This is a genomic window from Paenibacillus sp. FW104-T2 (genome assembly GCF_058789975.1).
In genome coordinates this window covers 20649-47355 of record NZ_JBYTCE010000001.1, presented here as the reverse complement: position 1 = coordinate 47355, position 26707 = coordinate 20649, and the positions used below count along the sequence as shown (strand labels likewise).

Genomic DNA, 26707 nt, shown 5'->3' with positions numbered 1-26707 from the left:
TTAAACATTGCTACAGGGCGAAAAGTTACAATACGGTTAAATTGAAAAGAACAGCATTTCCTTTTTGGCTCGTTCAAAGGTAAGGCTGTTCTCTTCAAATTATACGTATATCTATTCTATAAGGTCAATTGGTGGATACTGTATCTACACGTTTGTTTTTCTCTCGTGTACGCAAACGTCCAGTAATCAGGGCAGCTGCCAGGGTCAGTACACTGAAGATAACCGCAGACCAGAACAGCCCGTTGTAGCCTTGACCAGTCGTTTGATGAACGGCTTGGAGCAGCACATCCCGAATACCCGGGTCTGGAATTTGGGACAATCCTTCCGTCAGACTCGCAACATCACTTCCGGATGCTCCGCCTGCTCCTGATGCGTACTGTTGAAGGGCTTCTGGAGGAACCTGGATTCCCTGATCCGCAAGACCTGTCTGGATATTTGAGCCCAAATTCGAGAACGAACGGGCGAGAAATCCTGCAAAGATGGTAGGCGCAATGGCCATCGCCATCTGGCGGAATAAGGAGCTGGTTGCCATGGCAATCCCCTTGTTGTTCTCACCAGCCTGTTCCGTTACGAGCACGTTTACCGGCGCCCCCAGCATCATACCGAAACCAATCCCCACGAGTACACTCGCAATCACAAACTGCCAGATATGCTCTACCCATAGCGGGAATAGCAAGAATCCAATGGCAGACAGCAAACCGGCGACAGATAAGGTCCAGATCGGTCCTTTGCGGTCAACCAGATAACCACCACCACCTGCACCAATTCCTGATGCCAAGGCAAGCGGGGTAAACCAATAACCTGAAGCCGTATTGGATACACCCAGATATTGCTCCACGAAGCCTGGAATGAAGATCACGGATGCCAGAATAGCTCCCGAGAAAAAGGCAATCAGCAGCGTCCACCGAAAGGACGCAATGCCAAGAAGTTGAGTGGATATGACAGGTTCACGTTGTGAGCCTTCCAGCCTTTTTTCCAAAAAGTAAAAGAGCACCAGAATAACCACACCTGCCAGGAAGAAACCATAGAACATCGGAGAACCGAGGCTCTGCAGCATATCGACACCGTCCAGATTACTGAAGCTGTACATCAAACTCAGTACCCCGAGTGTGAGAACAGCAATACCACTCCAGTCCACAGCAGCACGGTTTAACTCCTGTTCTTCATGGATGAATCGAATGCCCGCGATAAATAAGAGAATAGCGATCGGTACATTAATGAGGAATAACCAGTGCCAGTTTCCCGTAATATCCAAAATAAAAGCACCAATGTTCGGTCCCAGAATCGCAGCAACACCATTCATGCCTCCAAGCAGGCCTAAGGCTGTACCCTGACGTTCAGCAGGAAACTTGCTCAGCACATACGAGCTGGCAATGATAAAGATCCCGCCACCGCCCAGCGCTTGGATGACACGCGCAACCAGGAAGAAGGTAAATGATGGACTCATTGCGACAAGCAATGAACCTATGCCGAACAACGCGACTTCAATTAAAAACAGCTTTTTGCGGCCATAACGGTCCGACAGCTTCCCTGCAATCGGTACACTCACCGCAAGACCAAGCGTATAGAGAGTAATTGTCCATGCTCCCCACGTCGGAGATACTCCAAATGAAGCATTTAGCGTCGTCAGCGATGACGTGATAATACCATTATCGAGTGCAGCCATGAATACCCCTATCGCAAATAAAATGAGCGGCCATTTCATTTGTTTTTGCATCTCTACTTACCTCCCCGATCAGATCACAATTGCCCAGCATATGCCGGGATGTTACATATATATTAAACAAATTAGAACAATAATGACTAACTGGTCATTTTAAAACAAACAGATTTCATATGTCAATTCATTAATATGAATTTACCCTGGTTATTAGCATAATTTTAATGAAAAAAAGCTGCCCCCGGATTGTGTTTGAATCTAACCTGAGGGACAGCTCGCTGCCTTATAAAGATTACCTATGGCTGCTTAATTTAGCGAAACAGACAACCTGGATGTACACTATTCCTGCATCAGGTGACGATTGAGGAATTTCTCAATGGCCCGATATAGATCAAGCTGATTCTCAACATTAGCGAAGCCATGACCTTCGTTCGCTTTTAACATGTAAGGTACATCCACACCACGTTCGCGCAGTGCTTCCACGATCTGATCAGACTCTGCCTGTTTAACCCGCGGATCATTCGCACCCTGTACGACAAATAATGGCGCCTTCATCTGATCGATATGGAACAATGGTGAGGCTGCGGTCAGCAGCTCCTTGTCTTTCACCGGATCACCCATGCGCTCATAGAACATGTTCCGCTCAGACTCCCAATAGGGTGGAAGGGAATCCAGCAGGGTGAACAGATTGGAAGGTCCCACATAGCTAATTCCGGCAGCATACACGTCCGGCGTGAATGCCAGTCCGGCTAGCGCTGCGTAACCTCCATAAGATCCCCCATAAATGGCTACACGTTCTGGATCAACTGTCCCTTCTTTCACCAGCCAGTTTACGCCATCCGTAAGATCGTTCTGCATCGCTTTGCCCCACTCTTTGTTTCCTGCATCCAGGAACGCTTTGCCATAGCCGGTTGAGCCACGGAAGTTCACCTGCAGTACAGCATACCCGCGGCTGGCAAGGAACTGGACTTCCGGACTGAAGCCCCATGAGTCACGAGCCCATGGACCGCCGTGCGGGACAACAACGAGTGGTAGCCCGGAAGCTTCTGCCCCGTTAGGTAGTGTCAGATAGCCATGAAGGGTTAAACCATCACGTGACGTATAGGTCACAGGTTTCATGTCCGACATTTTGCTCTCATCAATCCATGGTGCAGCATCAGCCAGTTTATCCAGCTTGCCTGTCTTCGAGTCGTAGAAATAATAGGTGCCCATCGACTTGTCACTATAAGCGGCGAACAGGACCTGACCTTCTTCGCTCATGTTGGAAATGCTAACTTCCTTGCCGGGCACTTTGGCTTGAAGATCCTGCATTAATTTTTTGAACTCGTCATCGAAGAATTCATAGTTTACCTTGTCTGTCTCATAAACTGCTGCAAGAATTGTCCCCTTCTCTTTGGAAGGCACGAAGCTGCTTACATCCACGTCTTTGTTTTCATAAATGGTTCTAGTAACCTTCTTGGTGCTAGGACTAAATTCCACGATAGCTGTTTTATCCCGGTCCAGGTTGGACGCAACATAGATATTTTTGTTGTCATAGGTGAACATCAGTGGAACAAACGTCTCTCCCAGCTCTGTGGTTAGCAATGGCTCAAACGGTTTATCCTCCGAATCGCGATACATTAACGAGGATACGTTGCCATCACTGGATACGGCTACACGAATCTTACCTTCGTGGTCTGTTAACCAGCCCGAGATATTACCTGGATTCTCGGCAGCAAGCACAGCTTCGCCTGTCTTAATGTTGATGCGGTATACATCAAAGATCCGAGGATCACGTTTGTTCATGCCCACCAAAATTTCATCTGGAATGCTCTCCAGCGGATCAACCAACATGGCTCTTGTATTGGGGTATGGGGTAAGATCCTTGCTGTTCTTCCCATCAATATCCGTAACATAAATATGATAATTCTCGTCTCCGGCTTCATCCTTCACATAGAGCAACTTATCATCGGTCGCCCATACAAAGGCAGCAATACTGCGATCGGTTTCACTCGTAATCCGGATCGGCTTGCCCGAGCCGCCATTTTCCTTAACCACAACATTCATACGGTTATTCCACGGTTCCAGATAGGCCATATGTTTGCCGTCCGGCGACATCTGGAATCCAGCCTGAGCTGGCTGCTTGAAGAAATCCTCTAATGGTGTAAGTCCCTCGGCTGCTACATCAAGCCCTAGTGCCAGATACAATGCTTCGGCAAATTCACCATGAGTCACTGTACCCTTGGCATTAAATGCACTGCCTTCAATGATAAAATGCTGCTTGAGGCGGATCGCATCCTCGGCATGTACAGTGGGAATCTGTTTCATATCACTGTATACGACCTGAATTCCGTTATCCTTCAATTCAAATGCACGGGTAAATAATGAAGCCATCTGTGCTCGCGTAAGGGGTGCATCCGGTGCATAGCCTTTGGCTTGTCCCTGAATGAGACCACTCTGCTTCAATGCATAGATGGCTGGTGCGGCTTCATCCTGAGCCAGAACATCAGCGAAGCCTGTAAGAGAAGCAGGTGTATCGAGTTTAAGTACACGTTGTAGGATGATTGCTGCTTGAGCACGTGTTATTGGTGTCTGTGTTTGTTGCATGCCATCTGTTGTACCATCTATGTATCCCAGTTGCTGGAGCGTCTGCGCTGCCTTCGAAGTTATGGCTTCAGCAACGGCTGCTGTAGGCTTGCTTGCTTCGGCTGCCAGAACTGCAGGCTGAATCAGAGCAATCGACATCGCCATGGTTAGCGTTACAGCATATACCTTTTTGCTAATTGCGTTCAATATTAAGTCCCCCTTATAAGTGAATTACAGAATAATTTGGAATTATTCGTAAATCATTTTACCATGATAATCCATAAGTTTACAGTTAGGGGAATACGGCAACATTTAATTCTTTGAGCCAGAGAAACCATAATTGAGCAGTTTGCGCGTTTCGTTAAAACGGCTTTCTCGGCTTTCAGTACCGAATACGACCGAGATCAGTCTTTTTCCATCACGCTCTGCTGTTCCTACAAAGTGGTAGCCTGTATGTGGATCATAGCCAGTTTTCAATCCGTCATTGCCATCGTAAGTATAAGGTCCTCCAATGGACGATAGCATCCAGTTCGTGTTGCTCATATAAATCCCTTTTTGATGCATGGATACCTGAGTTTGGCTGGAGACCTGGAGCACTTCGGGGTAGTTTTCAATCAGATATTGTGCAAGCTTGCATGCATCCGTAGCGGTCATGACGGTCTGTCCCTGAATTACATCAGGACGGTTAGGACCCAGCTGTTTCTCACTTAGTCCCGTTGAGTTCCTGAAGATGGTATCCGTTGACATGCCAATCTCTGAGGACTTCTCATTCATCATCTGTACAAACGACTGCTCTGTACCACCAATATGCTCTGCAAGCGCTACAGCTGCATCATTAGCGGAATACACCGCCATCGTCTGGAAAAGCTCCTGTACTGTAAATTTCTCACCTTGCTTAAGTGCAAGCTGAGTGCCCCCCACCGAACTGGCGTACAGGCTAACATTAACCGCATCATCCCAGCGTGCCTCGCCATTCATAACAGCTTCCATCACGAGCAGCTCTGTCATCAACTTGCTGATACCCGCAGGGGCCATTTCCATTGAACCGTTATAATCCATCAGGATCTTGCCTGTACTCAAATCCATCAGTACCGCAGATTCTGCCTTGATTCCCGGTTTCCCTATAAGTATGTCCGGTTTAACACCCACATATATAATGACCAGCAGAGCCAGCAGCATTCCTGCTCGTTTCCACCATCTTTTCATCCGTGAATCACCTCTTATAGATATAGACGAATGAAAGAGGCATTTGGTCTGCACTTTTTTGCAAAAAAGTTAAATTTTTTTTATTTTTTTGTCATCAAAAAAACATGGACTCTATTCACCCCATGCCAGAGTGATAGAATCCATGTTTTTATTGACACTTTTTATCGTACCCAGAGGAATTCATTTACCCGATCCAGCAACCGACTTCGTCAAAGGACCCCAATCCTTATGGCTGCTCATAGATTCAAAAGTAACCTTTCCTTGAGAACAAGGCTCTTATAATTAGAATAAGAAAAGTATAATTACTCAGCCACTACTGGTTTATCTGCGTTAACAGCCAGATCGCTCAGGTAGATACCTGTTCCATCACCAATCGCGTAGTTCATCACACGTTTGTTGACCGGTGCTACTACAGCACGGTACAGCGTCGGGAATACTGGAACTTCATCAACCATGTACTGCTGCCATTCATTGTAGATTTCTTTGCGTTTCTCTACATCAAATGCTTCCGCAGAAACACCTTTTGCAAGCAGTTCGTCATTTTTCTCACTAGAGAATCTGGAGAAGTTATACAGTGCATCGCGACCATACAGGCCTGCTGGGTCTACGTCAATACCTACACCCCATGCTGCTTGGTACACATCGATGTTTGGATCATCTTTACCTGTGTTACCTACGCGGTCATAGAAGCTGTTAAACTCAACCATTTCGAGGTTCACTTTCAGGCCGATTGCTGCCCAGGATTGAACATAATAACGTGCCAGTGGTTCAGCGGTGTCGCCACCTGTCATGGATACGAAATTGATCTCCAGTGGTGATCCATCTGGATTGGTACGGAATTCTCCGTCCAATTTGTAGCCAGCTTCATCAAGCAAAGCTTTGGCTGCTTCAGGATCATAGGCTACACCTGGATTGTTGGAATCATGGAATTCAGGGTGAGACGGCGGAATCAATGTTGTTGCGTTCCAACGCAGACCGTTGTAGAAACGTTTACCGACTTGGTCGTTGTCTACAGCCATCCACATCGCTTTACGCAAGTTTTTGTCAGCCATTTTGGCATCAGGATTCGTTACAACTTTTCCGTTTGCTTCATCCCATGTACCCAGTTTGAAACCGATGTACGTATAAGCACGGTCGATTGCACCCAGGAATTCCACGTTGGACATATCAGCATTGTCTTTATATTGATCTGTAGGGAATGCATCCACGAGGTCTACCCCGCCAGATTTCAATTCTTGAACAACCGTTGTTGGGTTGATAACTTTCAGAGTCACTTTATCCAGTTTTGGAGCTCCACGCCAGTAGTCTTCATTTTTCACAAATGTTACAGACTCACCTGGAGTGATGGTTTCAACTTTAAATGGACCAAAACCGATTGGAGTTTCACGCACTTCTTTGGAAGAGGACATTTTGGCTACATCCATATCCCCGAAGATATGTTTAGCCAGCGGATATGTCCATACGCCACCTGTCAGCAGGGACGGTGTAGATTCTTTGTATGTGATGCTGATTTTTTTGTCGCTCAGCACTTTGATACCGGAGATCGTTTTGGCTTTACCAGCGTGGTATTCATCCATACCTACTACACTTGTAAAGTTAGAGTCGTAACGAGGGCCATCGTAATCCTTGTTACCAATTACTTCATAAGCAAACTGCAAATCTTCTGCTGTTACTGGCTTACCATCATGCCAGTTCACATTATCACGAATGGTCAGTGTGAACGTTTTTCCATCTTCCGATGTTTCATACGTAGCTGCACCATCATTGGTATAAACGTAGTCTTTATCCCAAGTCAGCAAACCTTCATCGAACCAACCCAGAACTTGCACGTCAGGATCGCCCGAGTAAAAATTGTAATTCAGTGTACCTTCAAAAGCAGTATCTGATACAAGTCCAAATGTGATAGATCCACCTTCAATAGCAGTTCCTTCGTTGGTTTTAACATTGTTAAAGTCCTCAATGGAGTACACGCCCTCTTCATTAGCAGGCTTCTCCTCTGTCTTCGTCTCCCCTGTGTTCGAAGAAGGCGTTGGTGTTGCTGCCTCTTTCTCCGAGCACGCCGCAAGCGCCAGTACGAAGACCAACATCATCGTGAAAAATAGTCCCCGTGAAAAAAATCTCTTTTTCATGAACCTTTCCTCCCTTTTTAACCTCTTCTTTGTCTTGCATCAGTCGCACGCTTAAGGGCTTGACCGACATTATTTATACTCAACATCAATACCAGAATAAGTACTGACGCAGGTAGCCATATCCACCATCTGGATTCCAGGGTTTGCGGATTACGTGCATAACTTACGAGTGTTCCAAGACTCGGCGTGCTTTCAGGGAATCCAAATCCCAAGAAAGACAGCCCGGATTCAAGGCCAATATTGGCAGCGAGGTTCAATGTCATCGTTACGATGATGATGGAGCTCAGATTAGGTAGAACCTGTGAAAGCATGATTTTGAGATGGGAAGAACCCAACGTTTTTGATGCCTTTACATAGTCCAGTTCTCGTTCCTGCAATGCTTTGGAGCGGATCAACCTGGCAATACCCATCCATAAAAAGGCGGTCATAATGAGTGAGAACGAAACGATATTATATTTCGGTACTGCTGTTACAAAAGCGATAACAATCATCAACATCGGAAGGATCATGAAGAAATCAACTACACGCATAAACAGGTTGTCAATCATGCCACCGAAGTAACCGGATAAAAGGCCGACCAAGATACCTATAAATCCAGTCATTAGCGTAACGATAATACCAATTGTCAACGAGTTGCGTGTACCAATAACCAGTTGGCCGAATACATCGCGACCACCGTAATCCGTTCCAAGCCAGTATTGTGCGGAAGGTGGCTCATACAATGCAAACAAATCCACCTTAACAATCTCCTCCTGATCCAGGATCAGGGAAGTACCATATACGAGTAGGATGACCAGACCCAAAAATATGAGAGAGATTAACGCTACCTTATCTCGCACTAGCTCTCTCCACAAGATACTCAAGCTAGAGGGGCTTTTATCCAGTTTCTGTGAATTCTGTGAAGTTACAATGACATCATTGGCCTTGCTCATCTTGTTTTCACCCCGAAATCTTCAAGTTCTTACTTGATCCGTATGCGTGGATCCACAATGCCCAAAATTATGTCAGACAACAGCGCCCCTAGAATTGAAGCCACACCATATAGAAGCACGAGTGCAGTCACAACACTGAAGTCCCGCAGGGAAATGGAGTTAAGGAACAACTGTCCCATACCGGGGTAGCTGAATATACTTTCGATAAATACGGTTCCTCCAATAAGTCCTGTAATCTCATAGCCGAAGAATGCTGCTATCGGCAGCAAAGAGTTTCTTAAAATGTGCCTATTATAAATTCTGGATTCCGAAGCACCTTTTGCTCTCGCAGTAAGTACAAATTCCTTGTGCTTAATATCGATGATTTCGCTACGCAAGTACTGTACGGTGGAAACCGTAGTAATAAGTGCCATGGAAAGGGCCGGTAATAATAGGTGATAGAACTTACTTGCAACATAATTAAATGTTCCTGGCGTAAGTCCCGGCTCCACACTGCCCCCTGTAGGGAACCAGCCAAAATGAAAGCCGAATACCCAAACCATCACTAGAGCGAAAATAAACAGCGGAGCGGCAAATCCCAGATAGGTATAACCTGTGATCAATCGATCAGACCAAGTATCGTTATAACGACCACTGATAATACCAAGTGGAATGGCTATCAAATAAGTTAATATGAGTGTCGCAAGTGCCAACCAGAAGGTATTGGCAACACGCTGACCAATAAGATCTGTTACCGGCATCTTAAACCGGAAAGATTGTCCAAAGTCACCTTGGACAGCATTTTTGATCCAATCCCAGTACTGTACATACCAAGGATTATTTAATCCCAGTCTTTCACGTTGAGCCTCAAGTGCTTTCGGGTCAACGCTTGGGTCAAGCAATCCAGTTAACGCATCCCCCGGCATGGCCTTTGCCATCAGGAAGACCAAAAGGCTTAGTAAGAAGATTTGAGGGATCATTATGATAATTCTACGTACTATCGTTTTCCACATATGGCCTTCAACCTTTCTGAGGTAGAGCTACTCGGTGAGTATCGGAAATGGATTTGAGCGAGTATGCAAGCCCTTCCTCATCAAAGAAGTTTCGGTATGAATTCTCGTACTCGGATTTAACCATCTGACGGAAAGCATTCATCTCGTCACGTTTGGTTGGATCCATATCCGGAATGGCTGCTATGAGACGTTTGGTATAGATATGCTGTGGGTTCTCAAAAATATCATCGGTCGTTCCTTGCTCTACATAGCGACCTTTATACATAATTCCAATCTGATCACACATATGACGGATGATTCCGAGATCATGGCTGATGAACAGATAGGTCAGATTTAACTCCTTTTGAATCTCCTGCATGAAATTTAGTACCTGTGCCTGTACGGATACATCCAGTGCGGATACGGGCTCATCTGCAATGATCAGTTTCGGCTTCAATGCAATTGCCCGGGCAATTCCGATCCGCTGCCGCTGTCCTCCGGAGAATTCATGAGGATACTTATAGATGGATTCCGGACTCAGTCCGACCTTTTCAAGTAAATCCCTCACTTGTCTCTTTTCTTCTGTGGCTGTCAGTCGCTCATAGTTACGAAGAGGTTCAGCGATAATGTCGATAACCCTCTTTTTAGGATTTAATGAAGAGTACGGATCCTGAAAGATCATTTGCACGTCTCGCTGGAGTTGTCGGTCTTTTCGCCGCTCTTTGGCAAGATCTTTGCCGTTGAAAAGAATCCTTCCAGCTGTCACATGGTTGAGTCCGATGACGGCTCTCCCTGTCGTCGTTTTGCCTGAGCCTGACTCACCAACGAGTCCGTAAGTCTGTCCCTGTTCAATGGAGAAGCTTACATCATCAACTGCCTTGATACTTCCAATTTCACGTTTGATCAATCCACCGCGAATCGGAAAGTGTATTTTGAGTCCTTCAACTTCGAGTAGTGCCATTATGTTATTCCTCCTCAGCTTGATCAGGGAAATGAAAGTGCTGGTAACAGGTGCAGCGTACAAAGTGACCTGGAGCAATTTCATGCATCTGTGGGTTATCTTCATGGGCCGAATCACTAATCCATGGAATTCGGGCCTTGAATCGACACCCGTAGCGAGGAAGATTCTTTAAAGAAGGTACAATGCCTTGAATGACATGCAGCTTCGATTTTTCTTCAGTAATGGTAGGAATAGAGTTTAATAGAGATCTTGTGTATGGATGCTTCGCATCGGTCATTAGCGTGTAGATATCAGCAATTTCAACAATCTCACCTGCGTACATAACTGCCACACGATCCGCCATCTCGGCGACCACTCCAAGATCATGCGTAATTAAGATGATGCCGGCATGAATTTCGTTCTTCAACTCACGTATAAGTTCAAGAATTTGCAGTTGAATCGTAACGTCAAGTGCTGTTGTTGGCTCATCAGCGATCAGCAATTCCGGTTTATTGGCAATTGCAATCGCTATAACAACCCGCTGTCTCATACCACCAGATAGTTCGTGAGGATACTGCTTGTAAATTTGTTCGGGGCGTGGGATGCCCACTTGGTTAAGCAGATCAATAACCTTGTCTTTCTTTTCTTTAGAAGACATTTTAGGTTGATGAAGTGTCAGAATCTCATCGATCTGGTCACCAATAATCATCAGAGGATTTAATGCGGAAAGGGGGTCCTGAAAGATCATCCCTATCTCTTTTCCGCGAAGCTTGTTCATTTTGTTAGGATTGATATTCGCGATATCCTGCCCTTTGTATAGAATCTGACCATCAATTTTGGCTTTGTTGTGAAGACCCATAATTGAAAATGCGAACGCACTTTTGCCTGATCCTGATTCTCCAACAATCGCTAGTACTTCGTTTTTCTTAACCGTAAGGTTAACGTGATCAACTGCTGCATAATAGTCATCTTCAATTCTGAATGATGTAGTTAGATTTCTGACTTCCAATAGCTCTGTGTTCAAATCAATCACCCTAACCCCAAAATTTCCGCAGACTGTATTCATATATATAAGAATGCATCCACTGTATATTTCCATGTTCTTGAAGAAGACGAACAAAAGTTATACTAAATACTAATCCTTTAGGAGAAACGAGTTTCGCTATTGCTATTTAGACCATTGGTCAATTAATGTTGATAAATCCTAGCGGAATTATAGTGGAAAATAATTAATGTAATCATACGTGTAAATTTAGGTGACGTCAATAAGTATTTTGAGATTTTTGGTATAAATGTTTTTTATATCATAGTTTTGGGTATTAGTTATATTTTTAAGGTGCTCTATCAAGGGGATTTCGATATTATTTCGACTTTTTTCGCGTGAGGTTTTGAAGTGGGAGAGTGAGAATATTAAATATATAACATGCACCTTACGTATATTCCGTACTTACATGTCGAATTAATTTAATTTTAGAATATATATGTTAGGTTTATGGTAAATATTCGATTTAATTTGTTTCTTCTATGTCAGCTGTCTTTTTAGCAAATTTATGCCTATGCAATTATTTTTATGCTATTCATTAAGTCTGTGTTAAAATTCTAGTTATTCTAGTATAGTTTTATTTATTTGCTGCTGTAAAGGACTAATTGTAATCTTTTATCATTTTTTTTACAAAAGAATGAAAAAAGCCCTGCAAAATGCAAGGCTTTTTCGATATTTATACAATATGTTGTATTTTAATAATACTCTTTATGGTGATTCCGGCGGGCGTTTGCCACGCTTCAACTCATTGATGCTTAAGCCAAAATCCATCTGCAGATGAGGATAATCCGGAAAGTTAGCCCAGTCGCCTCCCCATGTAAATCCTAACATCTTGGCCATATCGACAACTTCCATCCAGTCTGCTTGTCCATTGCCGTTATCATCACGCTCCATATCCCATACTACATCACCATCTGGTGTCCGAAGTGCAAAATCAATAGCCAGTCCATAATTATGATATGACTCCCCGCCCCTGGCATTCGTAACTATATTCCCAGTCGTAGCGCGGCCTTGATTAAACAGCTCATCCTGCTCTTCTATACTTCGATAACCATGGGTGATAACGATATCTATACCACGCCGGGCTGCTTTGCGTACCAGTAACTGCTCACTCTCTGCCACGACGGGATGGAGACCTGTGATGGGTGCAGCTTCTCTCGTATAATCGGGCCAAATTTCGTAAGTATCTTCTTTCTGTTGTAGCCACACGTATAAAACGGAAATTAGCAGCGTAGCTATTAGCCAAAAACGCAAACTTTTCTTTTGCTTCCGCTGCTCTTTTTTCTTGATTTTCTTCATATGCACTCCTGATGTTTTGATCTGTTATAAATGGAATACGGGGTTAAATCATCACTTACTCAAATATAAGCTAATCTATTCTATTATAAATGATTTGCATTCCAATTACTTCTCCACGATCATTTCGCTCAGGTTCGCGTTCATTTTACAACACAAAAAAGCAGCCGGCTTATAGCCGGCTGCTTCGTATGCAAGCTGAGTAAGACTACTCAGTTGTGTATGGCAGCAATGCGATTTGACGGGAGCGTTTGATCGCGATCGTCAGCATGCGTTGATATTTAGCGCTAGTACCTGTTACACGGCGTGGCAAAATTTTTCCACGTTCGCTGATAAATTTACGAAGCAAGTCCGTATCTTTATAATCGATGTGAGTAATTTTGTTAGCTGTGAAGAAGCACACTTTACGACGTTTGTTACGGCCGCCACGGCGAGCCGGTCTTTTATCGTTGTCTCCGCCTTCTCTTTGCTTGAAGCTCATGCTTTTCAGTCCTTTCCTATCGTTAAACCATCCACTCTAGAGTGTCGGTTCACGTTAAAATGGCAAATCATCATCCGATATATCAATCGGTTTTCCGTCATCGGAAAAAGGATCCTGATTGTTGCTACGCGAATTGTTATTGTTCGCGCGCCCGCCGCCTCCATAAGAAGGCTCTTCACGCATCGGTTGCCCACCGCCGCCACCGTTATTATCACGGTTACCTGACTCCAAGAAACGGACATTATCGGCAATGACTTCGGTCACGTATACACGTTTACCTTCGTTATTCTCGTAGTTCCGTACTTGAATGCGTCCTTCGACTGCAGCTAGGCGTCCTTTGCGCAAATAGTTTGCACAAGTCTCAGCAAGCTGTCTCCAGGTTACGACCGGAATGAAATCCGCTTCCCGCTCTCCCCCTTGGCTTGTAAACGGTCTGTCCACCGCCAAAGTAAATTGCGTAACTGCTACTCCTGCTGGAGTGTAACGCAACTCAGGATCCCGGGTTAACCGGCCGATCAGAATGACACGGTTCAACAATGTAATCCCCTCCTTCAGAGCGTATTGGTGCGTTAATCACGAGTTGTCTTAGGCAGACTTAACATCGTTCGTAATGAGATAACGAATTACTTCGTCAGAAATCTTCATGAGACGCTCAAGCTCAGTAACTACTGCTGGTTCAGCAGTGAAGTGTACCAGAACATAAACACCATCACGGAATTTCTTGATCTCATACGCAAGACGGCGTTTACCCATAACGTCGTGAGCTGTAACTTCACCACCGCCGTTGGAGATGATGCCTTGGAATTTATCGACTGTAGCTTGAACAACTTCTTGCTCAACGTCAGGACGAATAATGTACATCACTTCATATTTGCGCATAATTTTCACCTCCTTATGGACTCTGGCCCTCAATCCAGGTTGAGAGCAAGGAACGAGCACAAACTCGAACTATATTAATATAACAAAAATAAGACATCAATGCAAGCAAACGTTCCCTGTTTGTATTGGCACATGATCATTCGAGTTCTGGAGACACTATGGATGCAGTAATAAGAAAAATATCTAAGGAGGTCTTACCATGGGCGAACAAACTGAGTTTGAAAAAGGTGACAAAGCACCGAATGATGGAGAGTACACGGAAGTCGGAGAAAAAAGCTTCCATACGGAAATACAAAATCCTAAACGGATAACGCTCAAAAAAGGGGAATCCTTTCCTGAAACGAGCAACCAAAACCGGAAGTGGAAGAGATTAACGAAGGCCCGTGTTCATTAGAAGGAAATTATTTTTAATAACACATGTATATAAAACGTAATAATGCACATAATACAATCAGGCGGTACACGAGAGAGGTGTGGTTCCGTTGGACAACGCAGCCGATCGTGTAATGTTGGAGATTCATCACGTAATCTAAGAAGCAAGTGGTAGTGTGTAAGGCCCTTCGTCTGAGCACGAGTATTGCATCAGCAGTACGCCAGGTTTCTGATCTTACGACCGATTGTTTCCTAACTAACCGATGTATCGCCTACAAGGAGCCCTTCGGGGCTCTTTTGTTTTATGTCGTAGACTTTTTTTGTTGTTAAAATAAATAAAAAAAACCTTCCATTCGAGGAAGGTCTGATCGCTTTATTATACTCAATATAACTAAGTTCATTGAAATGCCATTGCATAAATGCTGTAAGTGGCGGAAAGGGTGGGATTCGAACCCACGCACGCTGTGACACGCCTAGCTGATTTCGAGTCAGCCCCCTTGGGCCTCTTGGGTACCTTTCCGCAGCAATACTGATTATAGCATGATCACATACGGAACGCAATACCTGTGCAGCGCATGCATGAAAACGTTATTATGGTATGCATTTGACCACGGACTTTCATTTAAGTTTCTGCAGCATCCTCTGCCGAGCGAAGAACTTTTTTCATGTTTTTCTCAAACTTTGCTCTCGGAATGAGTACACTGTGTTTACAGCCTACACATTTGATACGAATATCCATCCCCATCCGAATAATCTCCATCTCATTACTTCCACAGGGATGCTGCTTCTTCATCTGTACAATGTCTCCAAGCTGGAAACTCTTACGCTCCACCAGTACCATCCCCTTCATCCTTCTCCTGCCCGGCTGCCTGTTCCAATGCTGCGAGCTTACCCATCTCATGATACTCCATCGTTTTCTTTACATCACTCTGAATTTGGCGCTCTACAGAGGCTCTGGAATTTGGCATACACTCTGCAACGATCCGAACGACATACTCTGAAGTGGTCATCGATTGAATGCCTAGCACATCCGGGACTTTTACAATATTGAGATCCCGGTCTTCAATTCCAACCAGGGCCTGTTTGACCAAGTGAACAGATTCATCCAAGGATTGATCCCCCTTCATCGGGATATCCACCACAGCAAGCGAATTGGACATGGAGAAGTTTGTCACACTGGCAATCGTACCATTCGGAATAATATGAACTTCACCTTGCCAGCTAACCAGCTTGGTTGTTCTCAAGCCGATGACTTCAACGGTTCCTTTGTAGGTACCTGTCTGAATTACATCCCCTACAGCAAACTGGTCCTCCAATATAATGAAGAAACCCGTAATAACATCCTTCACTAATCCCTGTGCACCAAAACCGATGGCAAGTCCAAGCACACCTGCACTGGCCAGTAGGGGTCCAACTTGTATGTTGATCTCTGATAACAGTAACAGAATCATAATGAAATTACATGTTATGGAGGTCGCATTTTTGAGCAATTCACCTACCGTGACAAACCTGCGCGGGTTTACACGGACTTTGCCTTCCTGCTTCCGTTCCAGGCTGCGATCAATAATGCGGTACACAATCTTGATTACAATACGTGTGATAATAAAAATAATAACAATGCGAATCGAGCTGAACAGAATGTTTAGCCACATATCCGCATCGGTAACGGAATTCCACAACTTATCAGTCCAGCTGACAGCACTTTTTACTGTTTCTTCTAAGGCAGTAGGCTCATCCACGGGGTTAGCAGGAGCTGTAGCAAAAAAATTAAAAGGCACCATCAATTCCGACCTCCTCTACATGGGTATGTTATCATAGCTGTCTTCAGTTTTGAAATAGAGGCCCCGGATCTCTACAAACTCGTTCCGAATGATCTGCTGCACTCTTGCCAGATCTTCTTTTGGAAACTGTATACAAAGGGCACAGCCTGCCGTAATCTCTTTCGGGGTAGGAAATAAATCAATTTCAATCTCAGCAAATTCTAGCAGCATTTCCGCTCGCAAAGCCTGCTGGGTAGAATCAAAGGCAATCAGCATCCAATCATCCATCCACTCGTCCATGTCCGGCTCCTTTCCGATTTCCAAGCATCATCCATGGGTTGTTCTCTCTCCGTGTAAACCTTTAGGAAAAAGCTTGTCCTTGCGAAGTATAAAACCTTCTATCCTTCCATATACTGTTACTACCATTCTCAAGGGGAAAGGATAGATCCTATGAATCCCAATTCGCGTTCTTATTCATCCCAAGATATGACCAGTTTGAAGATACCACATACCGACCCAGGCATACACTCCGCCATTATACATCGTTTAATGTTTCATCTCTATAAGGCTCATTCTCTGCAAAATGTCGTTATTGTCTGCATCGGCACAGATCGCTCTACAGGAGACTGTCTTGGTCCTCTGGTAGGCTCTTCGCTTGCCAAGTGGGACAGCCCCCTATTTCACCTCTATGGTACATTGGACGAACCTGTACATGCAATGAACCTTCAGGACACCCTGAATACCATTCAAAATACACACCATAATCCCTATGTAATAGGAATAGACGCCTGCCTCGGGCAATCCTCCAGTGTAGGGTGTATTCAGGTGGTCAATGGGCCGCTTAAGCCTGGTGCGGGTGTAAATAAAGAATTACCGCCGGTCGGCGATATCCATCTTACAGGTATCGTTAACGTCGGCGGCTTTATGGAATACTTTGTTTTGCAAAACACACGGCTTAGTCTTGTCATGCGCATGTCTGAAATTATCGCGAGCAGTCTTTACTCAGCCATTCGCGAATGGCATACACGCTCTACTCTGCTTGCTGTGCCAGAGTAATGGCTTCCTTCTCTTCAGGGGATAGTGTATAAGATGACTCTCCCCCTTTAAGAGGCTTGGCATACACATAAGAACCATCACGATTATAGATCCCTGTGAGGATCATCCCATCATTATTATCGTTAATCATGGCCATGGAGAAACTCAGATCACTGCCTCTTTCTCCATAGGCATTATACCGTTTTACACCCACTTTCCCCTGGATACGGGTCAGTTTTTGCATGACTTCCTGGATCTGACTAGTCTGCAAGTTATGCTCGTCCTCAATGCTGTCCATCTGAATTTTCAGATTGATCAACAACGATTCCAGGTCCTCTACTCCACTGCCAGCCATCATCGCTTCGTATTTCCGTTTGAACTTGCGTAACTTTGCGCCTTGGGCAATACTTACAATCAGTAAGATCACCAATAATAATGCCATTCCGCCAATAATCCATAGCAGCTGTTCCAGAATCAGCTCGTTTAATTCAGCCATGTAGTGCAACTACCCCTCTGTTTGTTTGTTCATCAACCTGTCCGTTCATTTTTGCCAACGAGCGATCGTGCACTCGTTAGACCTTCCCCTAATAAATAAACCCTTTATCTATAGTAATTAATCAACTATTTTCCAATTTCAATAGATATCTCTCTATCCGCTGCCCCTTCATACCGATCGTCGTAGTTACCGCGGCTTTGTTAGTTCGTTTACTGCATGAATTAGAGCATCTATCTCTTGGCTAGTTGTTGAATATCCTACACTGGCTCTGACCGCTCCGCTCAAGGTGGTTCCGGCAGATTCATGCGCAAGAGGTGTACAGTGAAAACCGGAACGCACAGCAATACCATAACGACGGTCCAGTTGAAAAGCTAGCTGAGCAGAATCATATCCCTCTACTGTAAAGGATACCAACCCGGTACGTGGTTGTCCAAGCTCTGGCCCAAGCATCCGAATTCCTGCTACAGATGATAACCCTTGCATCATACGTTGAGTTAGTTCCCACTCATGCTTATAGATTGCTTCAGGAGTCAATTCCATCACATGCTTCACGCCGGCTGCCAGCCCTGCCATACCTACGGTATTCGGAGTTCCTGCCTCATATCGGTCTGGACGAACAAGCGGCTGTTCAATCGCTTCAGACTGACTGCCTGTCCCCCCATGAAGAAGCGGTTCGAGATCAAGCTCCGGAGCAATGTAGAGGCCTCCCGTTCCCTGTGGACCGAGAAGACCCTTATGTCCTGGAAACGCCAGCATATCGATACCTAGCTGTTGTACATCCACTGGCATAATGCCAGCACTCTGAGCGGCATCTACGAGAAATGTCGCCCCATATTTACGGCTAATCAGCGATATTTCACCAATAGGTAAAATGCTACCCAGCAAGTTGGAACTATGTGTACATACAACCAATCTCGTGTTCGGGCGAAACAAACGTTCGAGTTGAACCAGATCAATATCACCTGCAGCATTCACAGGTACATAATCCACCTCTACATTTCGGATCCGTCGCATGTATTCCAGAGGCCGCCTGACCGAGTTATGCTCCGCCATTGTAGCAATGACATGATCACCTTCTCGCAAGTGGCCTTGAATTGCAAGATTCAACGCTTCTGTCGTATTGGAACCGAGTGCAATATCATTGGCATTACTGATACCAAAAAGACTGGATAGTACCTTCCTCGTGTCAAAAAGTACACGGCTTGCTTGAACAGCCATTCGATGGCTGCCTCTGCCCGGATTCGCTCCAGCGACATCAAGGGCATGCAGCATGGCTTCACCAACAGCAGGCGGCTTAGGCCATGATGTCGCAGCATGATCCAGATAAATGAGTTCCTTCACCTCACAACCACCTCTGTCCTGTTCATTGAGCGACTCACCATAAAACCAATCATAAACGCCAGTGCCGAATAAGAAAACAACACCTTTACAGAAAAAATAATGACATATCGTTTCTCCATCGTACAGAGGCGATATGTCATCAGATGAAAAAAGCCCCGCGTGTTGTAAGTTAATCTACAGGATTATCTATTGCAGCAGTTCCAACAATCGCTCCAGATCCTGTTTGCTGTAGTAGTTGAGCTCGATTTTGCCTTTATCTTTGTTGTGCTTTATCTTCACTGTTGTTTTGAAACGCTCACGCAAGGATTCCTCCACCGTGTCAATGAATGGATCCTTTTTCTTGAGTTTGGATTTGGCCTTGGCTTCACCCGTCTTGGAACGATCCAGCTGCTGTACCGCTTCTTCCAGCTCACGTACACTCCATTGTTGGTCAATGGTTTGTTTGGCCAGCTGTTTCACCATATCCTGATCCTTCACACCGACTATGGCACGTGCATGACCCATGGACAATGTTCCACGTGAAACATGGTCTTTCACTTCTTCCGGCAACGAAAGCAAACGCAAGAAATTTGCAATGTGAGAACGGGATTTCCCGACTTTGACAGATAACTCTTCCTGTGTCAGCGAGAACTGATCCATCAGGCCTTGATAGGCTACTGCCACTTCCATCGCGTTGAGATTTTCCCGTTGCAAATTCTCAATCAGAGCGATTTCCATGACCTGCTGATCACTAAAATTACGAACGACTGCGGGCACTGTTGCATTACCGCAATATTGAGAAGCTCTAAACCGCCGTTCCCCGGCAATAATCTCATAACCTCTCAGTACAGTACGTACGATAATTGGCTGTATCACACCGTGTTGACGTATGGATTCTGCCAGTTCATGAATCGCATCCTCATCAAATACCTTCCGTGGCTGATAAGGGTTTGCCCGCAACTGGGCAATTGGAATTTCTACAACCTTGTCATCGTCATTTATTGAAAGCGATGGAATGAGGGCATCGAGACCTTTTCCGAGCCGCTTACTCATACGATATCACTTCCTTTGCGAGCTCTAAATACACTTCTGCTCCTCGTGAACGGGGATCATACGTAATAATGGACTGCCCATGTGAAGGGGCTTCACTAAGTCGCACATTACGCGGAATAATCGTTTGATACACTTTTTGTTGAAAATACTTCTTCACTTCTTCAATCACCTGGATCCCCAGGTTCGTACGGGCATCAAACATGGTGAGCAGTACTCCCTCTATTTGCAGAGAGGTATTCAAATGTTTCTGCACGAGGCGAACCGTGTTAAGCAGTTGGCTCAGCCCTTCAAGTGCGTAGTACTCACACTGGATCGGAATGATCACCGAGTCGGAAGCGGTCAACGAGTTGATCGTTAACATGCCAAGAGATGGTGGGCAATCGATCAGTATGTAATCATAGTTTTTTTTCACCATGGCGAGTGATTTTTTCAAACGAACTTCACGTGATATGGTGGATACCAACTCAATCTCGGCTCCGGCAAGTTGAATCGTTGCAGGGATGATATGAAGCCCTTCAATTTGGGTTTCCACAATGGCTTCCTGAGGATGTACTTCATTAATGATGACATCATATATACAATTGGCCACATCTGCTTTGTTGATTCCGACTCCACTAGTCGTATTTCCCTGAGGGTCGATATCGACAAGCAGTACCCTTTTCCCGAGTGAAGCCAGTCCTGCACCCAAGTTAACAGATGTCGTCGTTTTCCCCACACCGCCCTTTTGATTTGCTACGGCCATAATCTTAGACAATTACTTCACCTCAAATAAAATAGGAGTCTTTTCTTGTAGGTTGTGAGATACAGTTAACTAAAAGCAGGTGGCTATCGTCCACACAAACAACAACTACCGTTCCGTTCTTCAAGCACGTTCTTCAATACAGACTTCAGACTTCAATCAGCTCTATAGACAGAAAAAGCGGCCCATTGCCGCCTTAAGCTTCAACTATTTGCGTTTAGGAATATGAATGACGATCTCATAATGATCTTCGTGATCGGCTTCTTTTGTTTTGATATCCATACCAGAGCCAGATACCATATCAATGGATTGGCGAATGGTATTTAGTGCGAGTCTGACATCTTTGGTAAATGAGATGCGTTTGGACTTTTTGATTTTGGAAGCTTCCTTGTAAAAGGCGACCCTTGCTTCGGTTTGTTTTACGTTCAACTCTTTTTCAATAATCTCGCTGAGCAATTTCATTTGCAGTTCTTCCGAGTCCAGTGAAAGCAAAGCTCTTGCATGACGTTCGGATATTTTCCGTTCCATCAGTGCAGTCTTAATTCCTTCCGGGAGTTGTAACAACCGAATTTTATTGGCAATGGTTGATTGGCTTTTGCCTAATCGCTGTGCAAGACTCTCTTGTGTCAATTGGTGAAGATCAATCAACTTTTGATAAGCAACCGCCTCTTCAATAGCTGTGAGCCCTTCACGCTGCAGGTTCTCAATCAAGGCAATGGAAGCGGCTTGAGAGTCATTAAATTCGCGCACAATGGCTGGAATATGCTCTAGTCCCAGTTTTCGAACCGCACGCCAGCGACGTTCCCCGGCAATAATCTCATATGATCCATTCCGCACACGGACAACAATGGGTTGAATGACTCCATGGGTTTTGATTGTCTGCAACAACTCATCAATTTTATCATCGTCAAAAATCGTACGCGGTTGATAAGGGCTGCTTACTATTTCGCCTACCGGAATTTGTTTCACTTCATCTCCGTTATTGCGCTCCGCCAAACCAAACAACTTCGAAAATTGTTCTTTCATTCCGTATATTACCACCTAGTTTCGTAATAGCTCCCGCAGCAGTGCAGGTGCTTCCTATTCTATATGCGACCCCTCATATGTTGTCGTTCTTCGAATAAGTTATGCTTTCTACATCACGTTCTGATGAAATTGTCTATACTTCTTGCCAACTCTATTTATATATAATCTATGATCTCTGATACACAGGATCGGCTACTTCTATTCTATCATCTTTTCTATCATAATCCTATTCTAACCTATTCTTTAAACCCTCCTAATTTTCCTGCTTTCCATCCGAGCATCTTGGCGGTTTTACCCTCGATTTCTCCCTTTTTCATCTGTTTATTTTTGAAATGGTACTCGCTCTGTAATATGTATCTGAAAATAAAAAAAAGGATGTTTCACGTGAAACATCCTCTTCAATATTTTTCTAGTCTGACTTTATATATGGCACAAGTATAATTTTATAATCCGGCCAAAGTAAGCAAAGCATATTGGTTTACCCAGCATTAATTTACTGTACCAATGGTGTCTTGAGTGGAGTCCCCGGTTTACGAGGATATTTGTGAGGCGTTTTATCAAACTTCTGTATCAAGATGATATGACGCGCTGACTCTTCCACTGGCAGCTGAAATGGATGAACCGCTTTTACCCGTCCTCTCAGCTGGTTGAAGCTAAATTCTGCTTCCTTCATTTCTTCACGAGGGTCTCCGCCTTTCATTGCGGCAAACATCCCACCCTTGCGAACGAAAGGCAAACAGAATTCATTCAGCACTGCCAGCTTAGCTACTGCGCGCGCAGTAACCAGATCGTAGCTGTCCCGATATCCTTCCTTGCGCCCCAGCTCCTCTGCCCGGCCATGAATTAATTCAACCTCGGTTAGGCCGAGTGTATCCACGACATGCTGCAGAAAGCCAATGCGTTTGTTTAGCGAATCAATAATGGTCAGCTTGATATGCGGGAAGCAGATCTTGAGTGGAATGCCAGGAAAGCCTGCTCCAGATCCAATATCCGCAAGCTTTTCCACTTTGGTCATATCCGTATAGAAGGCCAGGGATACCGAGTCATAAAAATGCTTCGTATACACCTGTTCCCGTTCCGTTATGCCTGTCAGGTTCATCTTTTCATTCCAGGATACCAGCTCCTGAAAATATAGTTCGAACTGTTCCAGTTGACGTTCATCAAGATCCAAACCATGCTCTTTCAGTCGAAGCTGCAATTGCTGTTGAATATCGTCCATTATTGTCCCCTTGCTGCGGTTACACGGTTATAATGCTCCAAGTAGACGAGCAGAATGGAAATGTCCGCAGGAGTTACCCCAGCAATCCGGGAAGCCTGCCCAATTGAAATAGGACGGATCGTGGATAGTTTTTGCTTCGCTTCCATAGCCAGACCGTGAACATCGTTGTACTCAATCGTATCCGGAATTTTCTTTTTCTCCATCTTTTGCAAACGTTCCACGTGGATCAATTGCTTCTCAATATATCCCGCATATTTAATTTGGATCTCCACTTGTTCCTTCATATCTGCTGTCAGTTCTACCTCAGAAGGTGAAACCTGTTCAACCCAGTCATACGTAATTTCCGGACGACGCAGTAGAGTAAGCAGTGTGCTTCCATCCTGAATTGGAGTCGAGCCAAACTCTTCAAGCTTCGGATTCACATCCGCAGGGCGTGCTTTAGCCGCTTTTAGACGTTCAACCTCTGCATCCACTTTGGCTTTTTTGTCGAGGAATTTAGCATAACGCTCGTCTGAAACCAGACCAATATCATGACCAATCTCGGTCAAACGCAGATCTGCGTTATCATGACGAAGCAGCAAACGATACTCGGCACGTGATGTGAGCAAACGATACGGCTCGTTTGTTCCTTTAGTCACCAGATCATCAATCAACACGCCAATATAACCTTGGGAACGATCCAAAATAACAGGCTCTTTGCCTTGTACTTTGCGTGCAGCGTTAATCCCAGCCATGATCCCCTGTCCTGCCGCTTCTTCATAACCGGAAGTCCCATTGATTTGTCCGGCCGTGAACAGACCTGGCAGACGCTTTGTTTCAAGTGAAGGCCAGAGCTGTGTAGGTACCATCGCATCGTATTCAATGGCATATCCATTACGCATCATTTCCACTTTTTCCATTCCGGGAATCGAGCGAAGAACGGCAAGCTGAACATCCTCCGGCAGACTGGTAGATAGTCCTTGTACATAATACTCGGATGTATTTTTTCCTTCTGGCTCCAGGAAGATCTGATGTTTCGGCTTATCACTGAAACGAACAATTTTGTCTTCAATGGATGGGCAGTAACGTGGTCCCGTACCTTCAATAACACCCGAGAACATCGGTGCACGATGCAGGTTATCATTAATGATCTGATGGGTTTCAACCGAAGTGTAGGTCAACCAACATGGCAGCTGTTCATTTTCAGAAGATTCTGTCTCATACGAAAAGAACTTCGGCTCATCATCGCCAGGCTGAATTTCCGTTTTGCTGAAATCAATTGTATCCTTATGCACACGAGGTGGTGTACCTGTTTTGAAACGAACAAGTTCGAATCCAAGTTCCCGCAAATGCTCTGACAATTTGAGTGAAGGCTGTTGATTGTTAGGTCCGCTTTCGTACATCAATTCACCCATAATAACTTTACCGCGCAGATAAGTGCCTGTAGTTAGAACAACAGCTTGGGCACGGTACTCTGTACCCGTCTGAGTCACTACCCCCACACATTTCCCGTCTTCGACGATCAAGCGATCCACCATACCTTGACGCATAGTCAGGTTGCGCTCATTCTCCATCGTTTCTTTCATTTTATGCTGATAAGAGAACTTGTCTGCCTGAGCACGCAGAGCGTGAACTGCAGGACCTTTCCCTGTGTTGAGCATTCTCATCTGAATAAACGTCTTATCGATATTCCGTCCCATCTCACCGCCCAGCGCATCGATTTCGCGCACAACATGTCCTTTAGCCGGTCCCCCAATGGATGGGTTACAAGGCATGAAGGCCACCATATCCAGATTTATTGTAATCATCAGTGTTTTGGAACCCATACGGGCTGCGGCCAGTGCCGATTCCACACCCGCATGTCCAGCACCAACGACAATTACATCATAGCTGCCGCCATCAAAAGCCATTCTTGTTACCTCCTTATGCCGCAGCACGTTTGAATCCCATGCGCACGGTCTATTGTAAAAAAATTTGAATGCTCTCCCTATTCAGCCAGGGGACATTCCGATCTATATCAAGCCATCAAGTCTGTGATTCCTACAGACGTTATTGCCATGCTGACCATTCACAAGAAATGGACTTCATTATCATACTACTTTTCACAGGAAGTATGTTTGTTCATTTTACTTTCCTAGACAGAACTGGGAGAAAATCTGGTCGATCAATGCATCATGTGCGGTATCGCCCACAATCTCACCAAGGTGCTCCCACGCCAGACGTACATCAATCTGAATCATGTCAATTGGAATGAGCTGTTCAGCAGCTTCATATGCGTCAATCAAGGACTGTTTTGCCTTTTTGAGCAAAGCAATATGACGTACATTGCTGACATACGTCAAGTCAGCCGATTCCAGCTTGCCGCTGAAGAACAAGGTGGAAATGGCCTCTTCCAAACGATCAACACCCAGATCATCCTTCACTGACATCGGAACAAGACGCTCTTCCGGAATGTAGCGAAGTAAAATGTCGCGGTCAGCCTGCGGAGCTAAGTCCATTTTATTCATAATGATAATTGATTGTCTACCGCGGATTTGTTCCAGTAATTCAATCTCATCTTCATGCAATGGTTCTGCCGCATTGATCACCATCAACAATAGATCAGCCTCTGCTACTGCAGAGCGGGACCGTTCTACCCCGATTCTCTCGACAACGTCCATCGTTTCCCGAATGCCGGCTGTATCCAGCAGCTTGAGCGGAATGTTGTTAATCGTTACAAATTCCTCAATGACGTCACGTGTTGTTCCCGGAATGTCCGTTACAATTGCCCGATTATCCTGGGCGAGTGCATTCAGCAAAGAGGATTTTCCTACGTTTGGCCGTCCTACAATCGCCGTCGTAATTCCTTCACGTAGTATCTTGCCCTGTTCTGCCGTTACCAGCAATTTATCAATTTCAGTCATGACCAGACTGGATTTTTCTTTAATAAAATCCGCAGTTAAGGACTCTACATCATGCTCGGGATAGTCAATGTTCACTTCAATGTGAGCCAGCGTTTCCACCAATGTATGTCTCAGATCACGCAGTTTGGAGGAGAGCTTTCCCTCCACTTGTTTGAGTGCTACCGAGAATGCTCTATCCGACTTGGAACGAATGAGATCCATAACACCTTCCGCCTGTGACAGATCGATCCGTCCATTCAGGAAAGCACGCTTTGTGAATTCCCCCGGCTCCGCAAGGCGAATATTGAGCTGAAGCAGCAGATCCAGAACCCGCTTCACGGAGACTACTCCACCATGAGCACTAATCTCAACCACATCTTCTGTCGTAAACGAACGAGGTGCCCGCATTACCGTAACCAGTACTTCTTCAATCTTCTCCCCACTGCCAGGTTCAATGATATGACCGTAGTGAACTGTATGAGATGCTGCTTGGGTCAAAGGGGTTTTACTGCGAAAAATTTTCTCCGTCTCCGATACTGCATCCGGACCGCTGACCCGGATAACTGCTATGCCCGCTTCTCCAACAGCCGTGGATATCGCTGTGATCGTATCACTGATCATCGTTATCTCTCCCTGCTCTATTTTAAAATGGTTGCCCTTACGGACCACATGTGAATTTCACTTTATGAGTTCTCACCAATATACTTATCTACGAAAAAAGCAAT

25 protein-coding genes and 1 tRNA gene are annotated in these 26707 nt (G+C 45.0%); 2 read left to right on the top strand and 24 right to left on the bottom strand.

The window, feature by feature from the left end:
* Positions 1-124 precede the first annotated feature (124 nt).
* The 12 genes from AC3WQ3_RS00215 to rpsF form a co-directional block, all read right to left on the bottom strand.
* Positions 125-1717, bottom strand: a complete 1593-nt coding sequence (locus AC3WQ3_RS00215; protein WP_492471091.1) for an MFS transporter — start codon at positions 1715-1717, stop codon at positions 125-127.
* A 282-nt stretch (positions 1718-1999) separates the two neighbouring features.
* Positions 2000-4432 carry a S9 family peptidase gene (locus AC3WQ3_RS00210; RefSeq protein ID WP_492471090.1) on the bottom strand — a complete coding sequence of 811 codons (2433 nt, stop codon included), beginning with the start codon at positions 4430-4432 and terminating at the stop codon, positions 2000-2002.
* A gap of 105 nt (positions 4433-4537) precedes the next feature.
* The gene (locus AC3WQ3_RS00205; RefSeq protein ID WP_492471089.1) at positions 4538-5431 is read right to left on the bottom strand and encodes a D-alanyl-D-alanine carboxypeptidase family protein; all 894 of its coding nucleotides are present in this window, start codon (positions 5429-5431) and stop codon (positions 4538-4540) included.
* A 302-nt stretch (positions 5432-5733) separates the two neighbouring features.
* Complete coding sequence (locus AC3WQ3_RS00200; protein ID WP_492471088.1) at positions 5734-7560, bottom strand: oligopeptide ABC transporter substrate-binding protein; 1827 nt, start codon at positions 7558-7560, stop codon at positions 5734-5736.
* 17 nt (positions 7561-7577) lie between these two features.
* Positions 7578-8492 (bottom strand): ABC transporter permease, encoded by a 915-nt coding sequence (locus tag AC3WQ3_RS00195; protein WP_127537605.1) that lies wholly within the window; start codon positions 8490-8492, stop codon positions 7578-7580.
* Between the two features lie 29 nt (positions 8493-8521).
* Positions 8522-9484: an oligopeptide ABC transporter permease gene (gene opp4B / locus AC3WQ3_RS00190; RefSeq protein WP_127537606.1), complete on the bottom strand. Its 963-nt coding sequence runs from the start codon at positions 9482-9484 to the stop codon at positions 8522-8524.
* Between the two features lie 7 nt (positions 9485-9491).
* Positions 9492-10424, bottom strand: coding sequence for an ABC transporter ATP-binding protein (locus AC3WQ3_RS00185; RefSeq protein WP_127537607.1), 933 nt, complete (start codon positions 10422-10424; stop codon positions 9492-9494).
* 4 nt (positions 10425-10428) lie between these two features.
* The gene (locus AC3WQ3_RS00180) at positions 10429-11427 is read right to left on the bottom strand and encodes an ABC transporter ATP-binding protein (RefSeq protein ID WP_127537608.1); all 999 of its coding nucleotides are present in this window, start codon (positions 11425-11427) and stop codon (positions 10429-10431) included.
* Between the two features lie 726 nt (positions 11428-12153).
* On the bottom strand, positions 12154-12744 hold the full coding sequence (locus AC3WQ3_RS00175; protein ID WP_492471087.1) for a M15 family metallopeptidase: 591 nt from the start codon (positions 12742-12744) through the stop codon (positions 12154-12156).
* Positions 12745-12949: 205 nt separating this feature from the next.
* Entirely contained in the window at positions 12950-13222 is a 273-nt protein-coding gene (gene rpsR, locus AC3WQ3_RS00170; RefSeq protein ID WP_062327715.1) for a 30S ribosomal protein S18, read from the bottom strand.
* A 54-nt stretch (positions 13223-13276) separates the two neighbouring features.
* Complete coding sequence (gene ssb, locus AC3WQ3_RS00165) at positions 13277-13759, bottom strand: single-stranded DNA-binding protein (protein ID WP_154894413.1); 483 nt, start codon at positions 13757-13759, stop codon at positions 13277-13279.
* 48 nt (positions 13760-13807) lie between these two features.
* Positions 13808-14101 carry a 30S ribosomal protein S6 gene (rpsF, locus tag AC3WQ3_RS00160; RefSeq protein ID WP_024629534.1) on the bottom strand — a complete coding sequence of 98 codons (294 nt, stop codon included), beginning with the start codon at positions 14099-14101 and terminating at the stop codon, positions 13808-13810.
* A gap of 199 nt (positions 14102-14300) precedes the next feature.
* Between rpsF and AC3WQ3_RS00155 the strand changes: the two genes are divergently transcribed.
* Positions 14301-14495 carry a YjzC family protein gene (locus AC3WQ3_RS00155; RefSeq protein ID WP_095362189.1) on the top strand — a complete coding sequence of 65 codons (195 nt, stop codon included), beginning with the start codon at positions 14301-14303 and terminating at the stop codon, positions 14493-14495.
* Between the two features lie 407 nt (positions 14496-14902).
* On the opposite strand, the gene AC3WQ3_RS00150 is transcribed toward AC3WQ3_RS00155, so the two are convergent.
* From AC3WQ3_RS00150 to AC3WQ3_RS00135, 4 genes are all read right to left on the bottom strand, one after another.
* Positions 14903-14993 (bottom strand) — tRNA-Ser (locus AC3WQ3_RS00150).
* 102 nt (positions 14994-15095) lie between these two features.
* Positions 15096-15305 carry a DUF951 domain-containing protein gene (locus AC3WQ3_RS00145; RefSeq protein ID WP_336782654.1) on the bottom strand — a complete coding sequence of 70 codons (210 nt, stop codon included), beginning with the start codon at positions 15303-15305 and terminating at the stop codon, positions 15096-15098.
* Entirely contained in the window at positions 15295-16254 is a 960-nt protein-coding gene (locus tag AC3WQ3_RS00140) for a mechanosensitive ion channel family protein (protein ID WP_492471086.1), read from the bottom strand. Before AC3WQ3_RS00140 ends, AC3WQ3_RS00145 begins: the two co-directional genes overlap by 11 nt.
* 15 nt (positions 16255-16269) lie before the next feature.
* Positions 16270-16521, bottom strand: a complete 252-nt coding sequence (locus AC3WQ3_RS00135) for a putative Se/S carrier protein (RefSeq protein WP_095293526.1) — start codon at positions 16519-16521, stop codon at positions 16270-16272.
* 162 nt (positions 16522-16683) lie between these two features.
* On the opposite strand from AC3WQ3_RS00135, the gene yyaC reads away from it, so the two are divergent.
* The gene (gene yyaC / locus AC3WQ3_RS00130; protein ID WP_095362187.1) at positions 16684-17289 is read left to right on the top strand and encodes a spore protease YyaC; all 606 of its coding nucleotides are present in this window, start codon (positions 16684-16686) and stop codon (positions 17287-17289) included.
* Here the strand turns inward: yyaC and AC3WQ3_RS00125 are convergent.
* The 8 genes from AC3WQ3_RS00125 to mnmE all read right to left on the bottom strand — a co-directional run bounded on the left by AC3WQ3_RS00125 (position 17264) and on the right by mnmE (position 26603).
* A complete protein-coding gene (locus AC3WQ3_RS00125; RefSeq protein ID WP_127537610.1) occupies positions 17264-17764 on the bottom strand; it encodes a DUF4446 family protein in 501 nt (166 codons plus the stop codon). The two genes, yyaC and AC3WQ3_RS00125, sit on opposite strands and share 26 nt — an antisense overlap.
* Positions 17765-17950: 186 nt before the next feature.
* Entirely contained in the window at positions 17951-19105 is a 1155-nt protein-coding gene (locus tag AC3WQ3_RS00120) for an aminotransferase class V-fold PLP-dependent enzyme (protein WP_492471085.1), read from the bottom strand.
* A gap of 186 nt (positions 19106-19291) precedes the next feature.
* Positions 19292-20137, bottom strand: a complete 846-nt coding sequence (locus tag AC3WQ3_RS00115; protein WP_095293505.1) for a ParB/RepB/Spo0J family partition protein — start codon at positions 20135-20137, stop codon at positions 19292-19294.
* Complete coding sequence (locus AC3WQ3_RS00110; RefSeq protein WP_095293506.1) at positions 20130-20891, bottom strand: ParA family protein; 762 nt, start codon at positions 20889-20891, stop codon at positions 20130-20132. The genes AC3WQ3_RS00115 and AC3WQ3_RS00110 overlap by 8 nt, the downstream gene beginning before the upstream one ends.
* Positions 20892-21083: 192 nt before the next feature.
* Positions 21084-21902 (bottom strand): nucleoid occlusion protein, encoded by an 819-nt coding sequence (gene noc, locus AC3WQ3_RS00105; RefSeq protein ID WP_095293507.1) that lies wholly within the window; start codon positions 21900-21902, stop codon positions 21084-21086.
* Between the two features lie 493 nt (positions 21903-22395).
* Positions 22396-23121 (bottom strand): 16S rRNA (guanine(527)-N(7))-methyltransferase RsmG, encoded by a 726-nt coding sequence (gene rsmG, locus AC3WQ3_RS00100; RefSeq protein WP_127537612.1) that lies wholly within the window; start codon positions 23119-23121, stop codon positions 22396-22398.
* The gene (mnmG, locus tag AC3WQ3_RS00095) at positions 23121-25010 is read right to left on the bottom strand and encodes a tRNA uridine-5-carboxymethylaminomethyl(34) synthesis enzyme MnmG (protein ID WP_336782665.1); all 1890 of its coding nucleotides are present in this window, start codon (positions 25008-25010) and stop codon (positions 23121-23123) included. The genes rsmG and mnmG overlap by 1 nt, the downstream gene beginning before the upstream one ends.
* A gap of 216 nt (positions 25011-25226) precedes the next feature.
* The gene (gene mnmE, locus AC3WQ3_RS00090) at positions 25227-26603 is read right to left on the bottom strand and encodes a tRNA uridine-5-carboxymethylaminomethyl(34) synthesis GTPase MnmE (RefSeq protein ID WP_154894408.1); all 1377 of its coding nucleotides are present in this window, start codon (positions 26601-26603) and stop codon (positions 25227-25229) included.
* Positions 26604-26707: the final 104 nt, after the last annotated feature.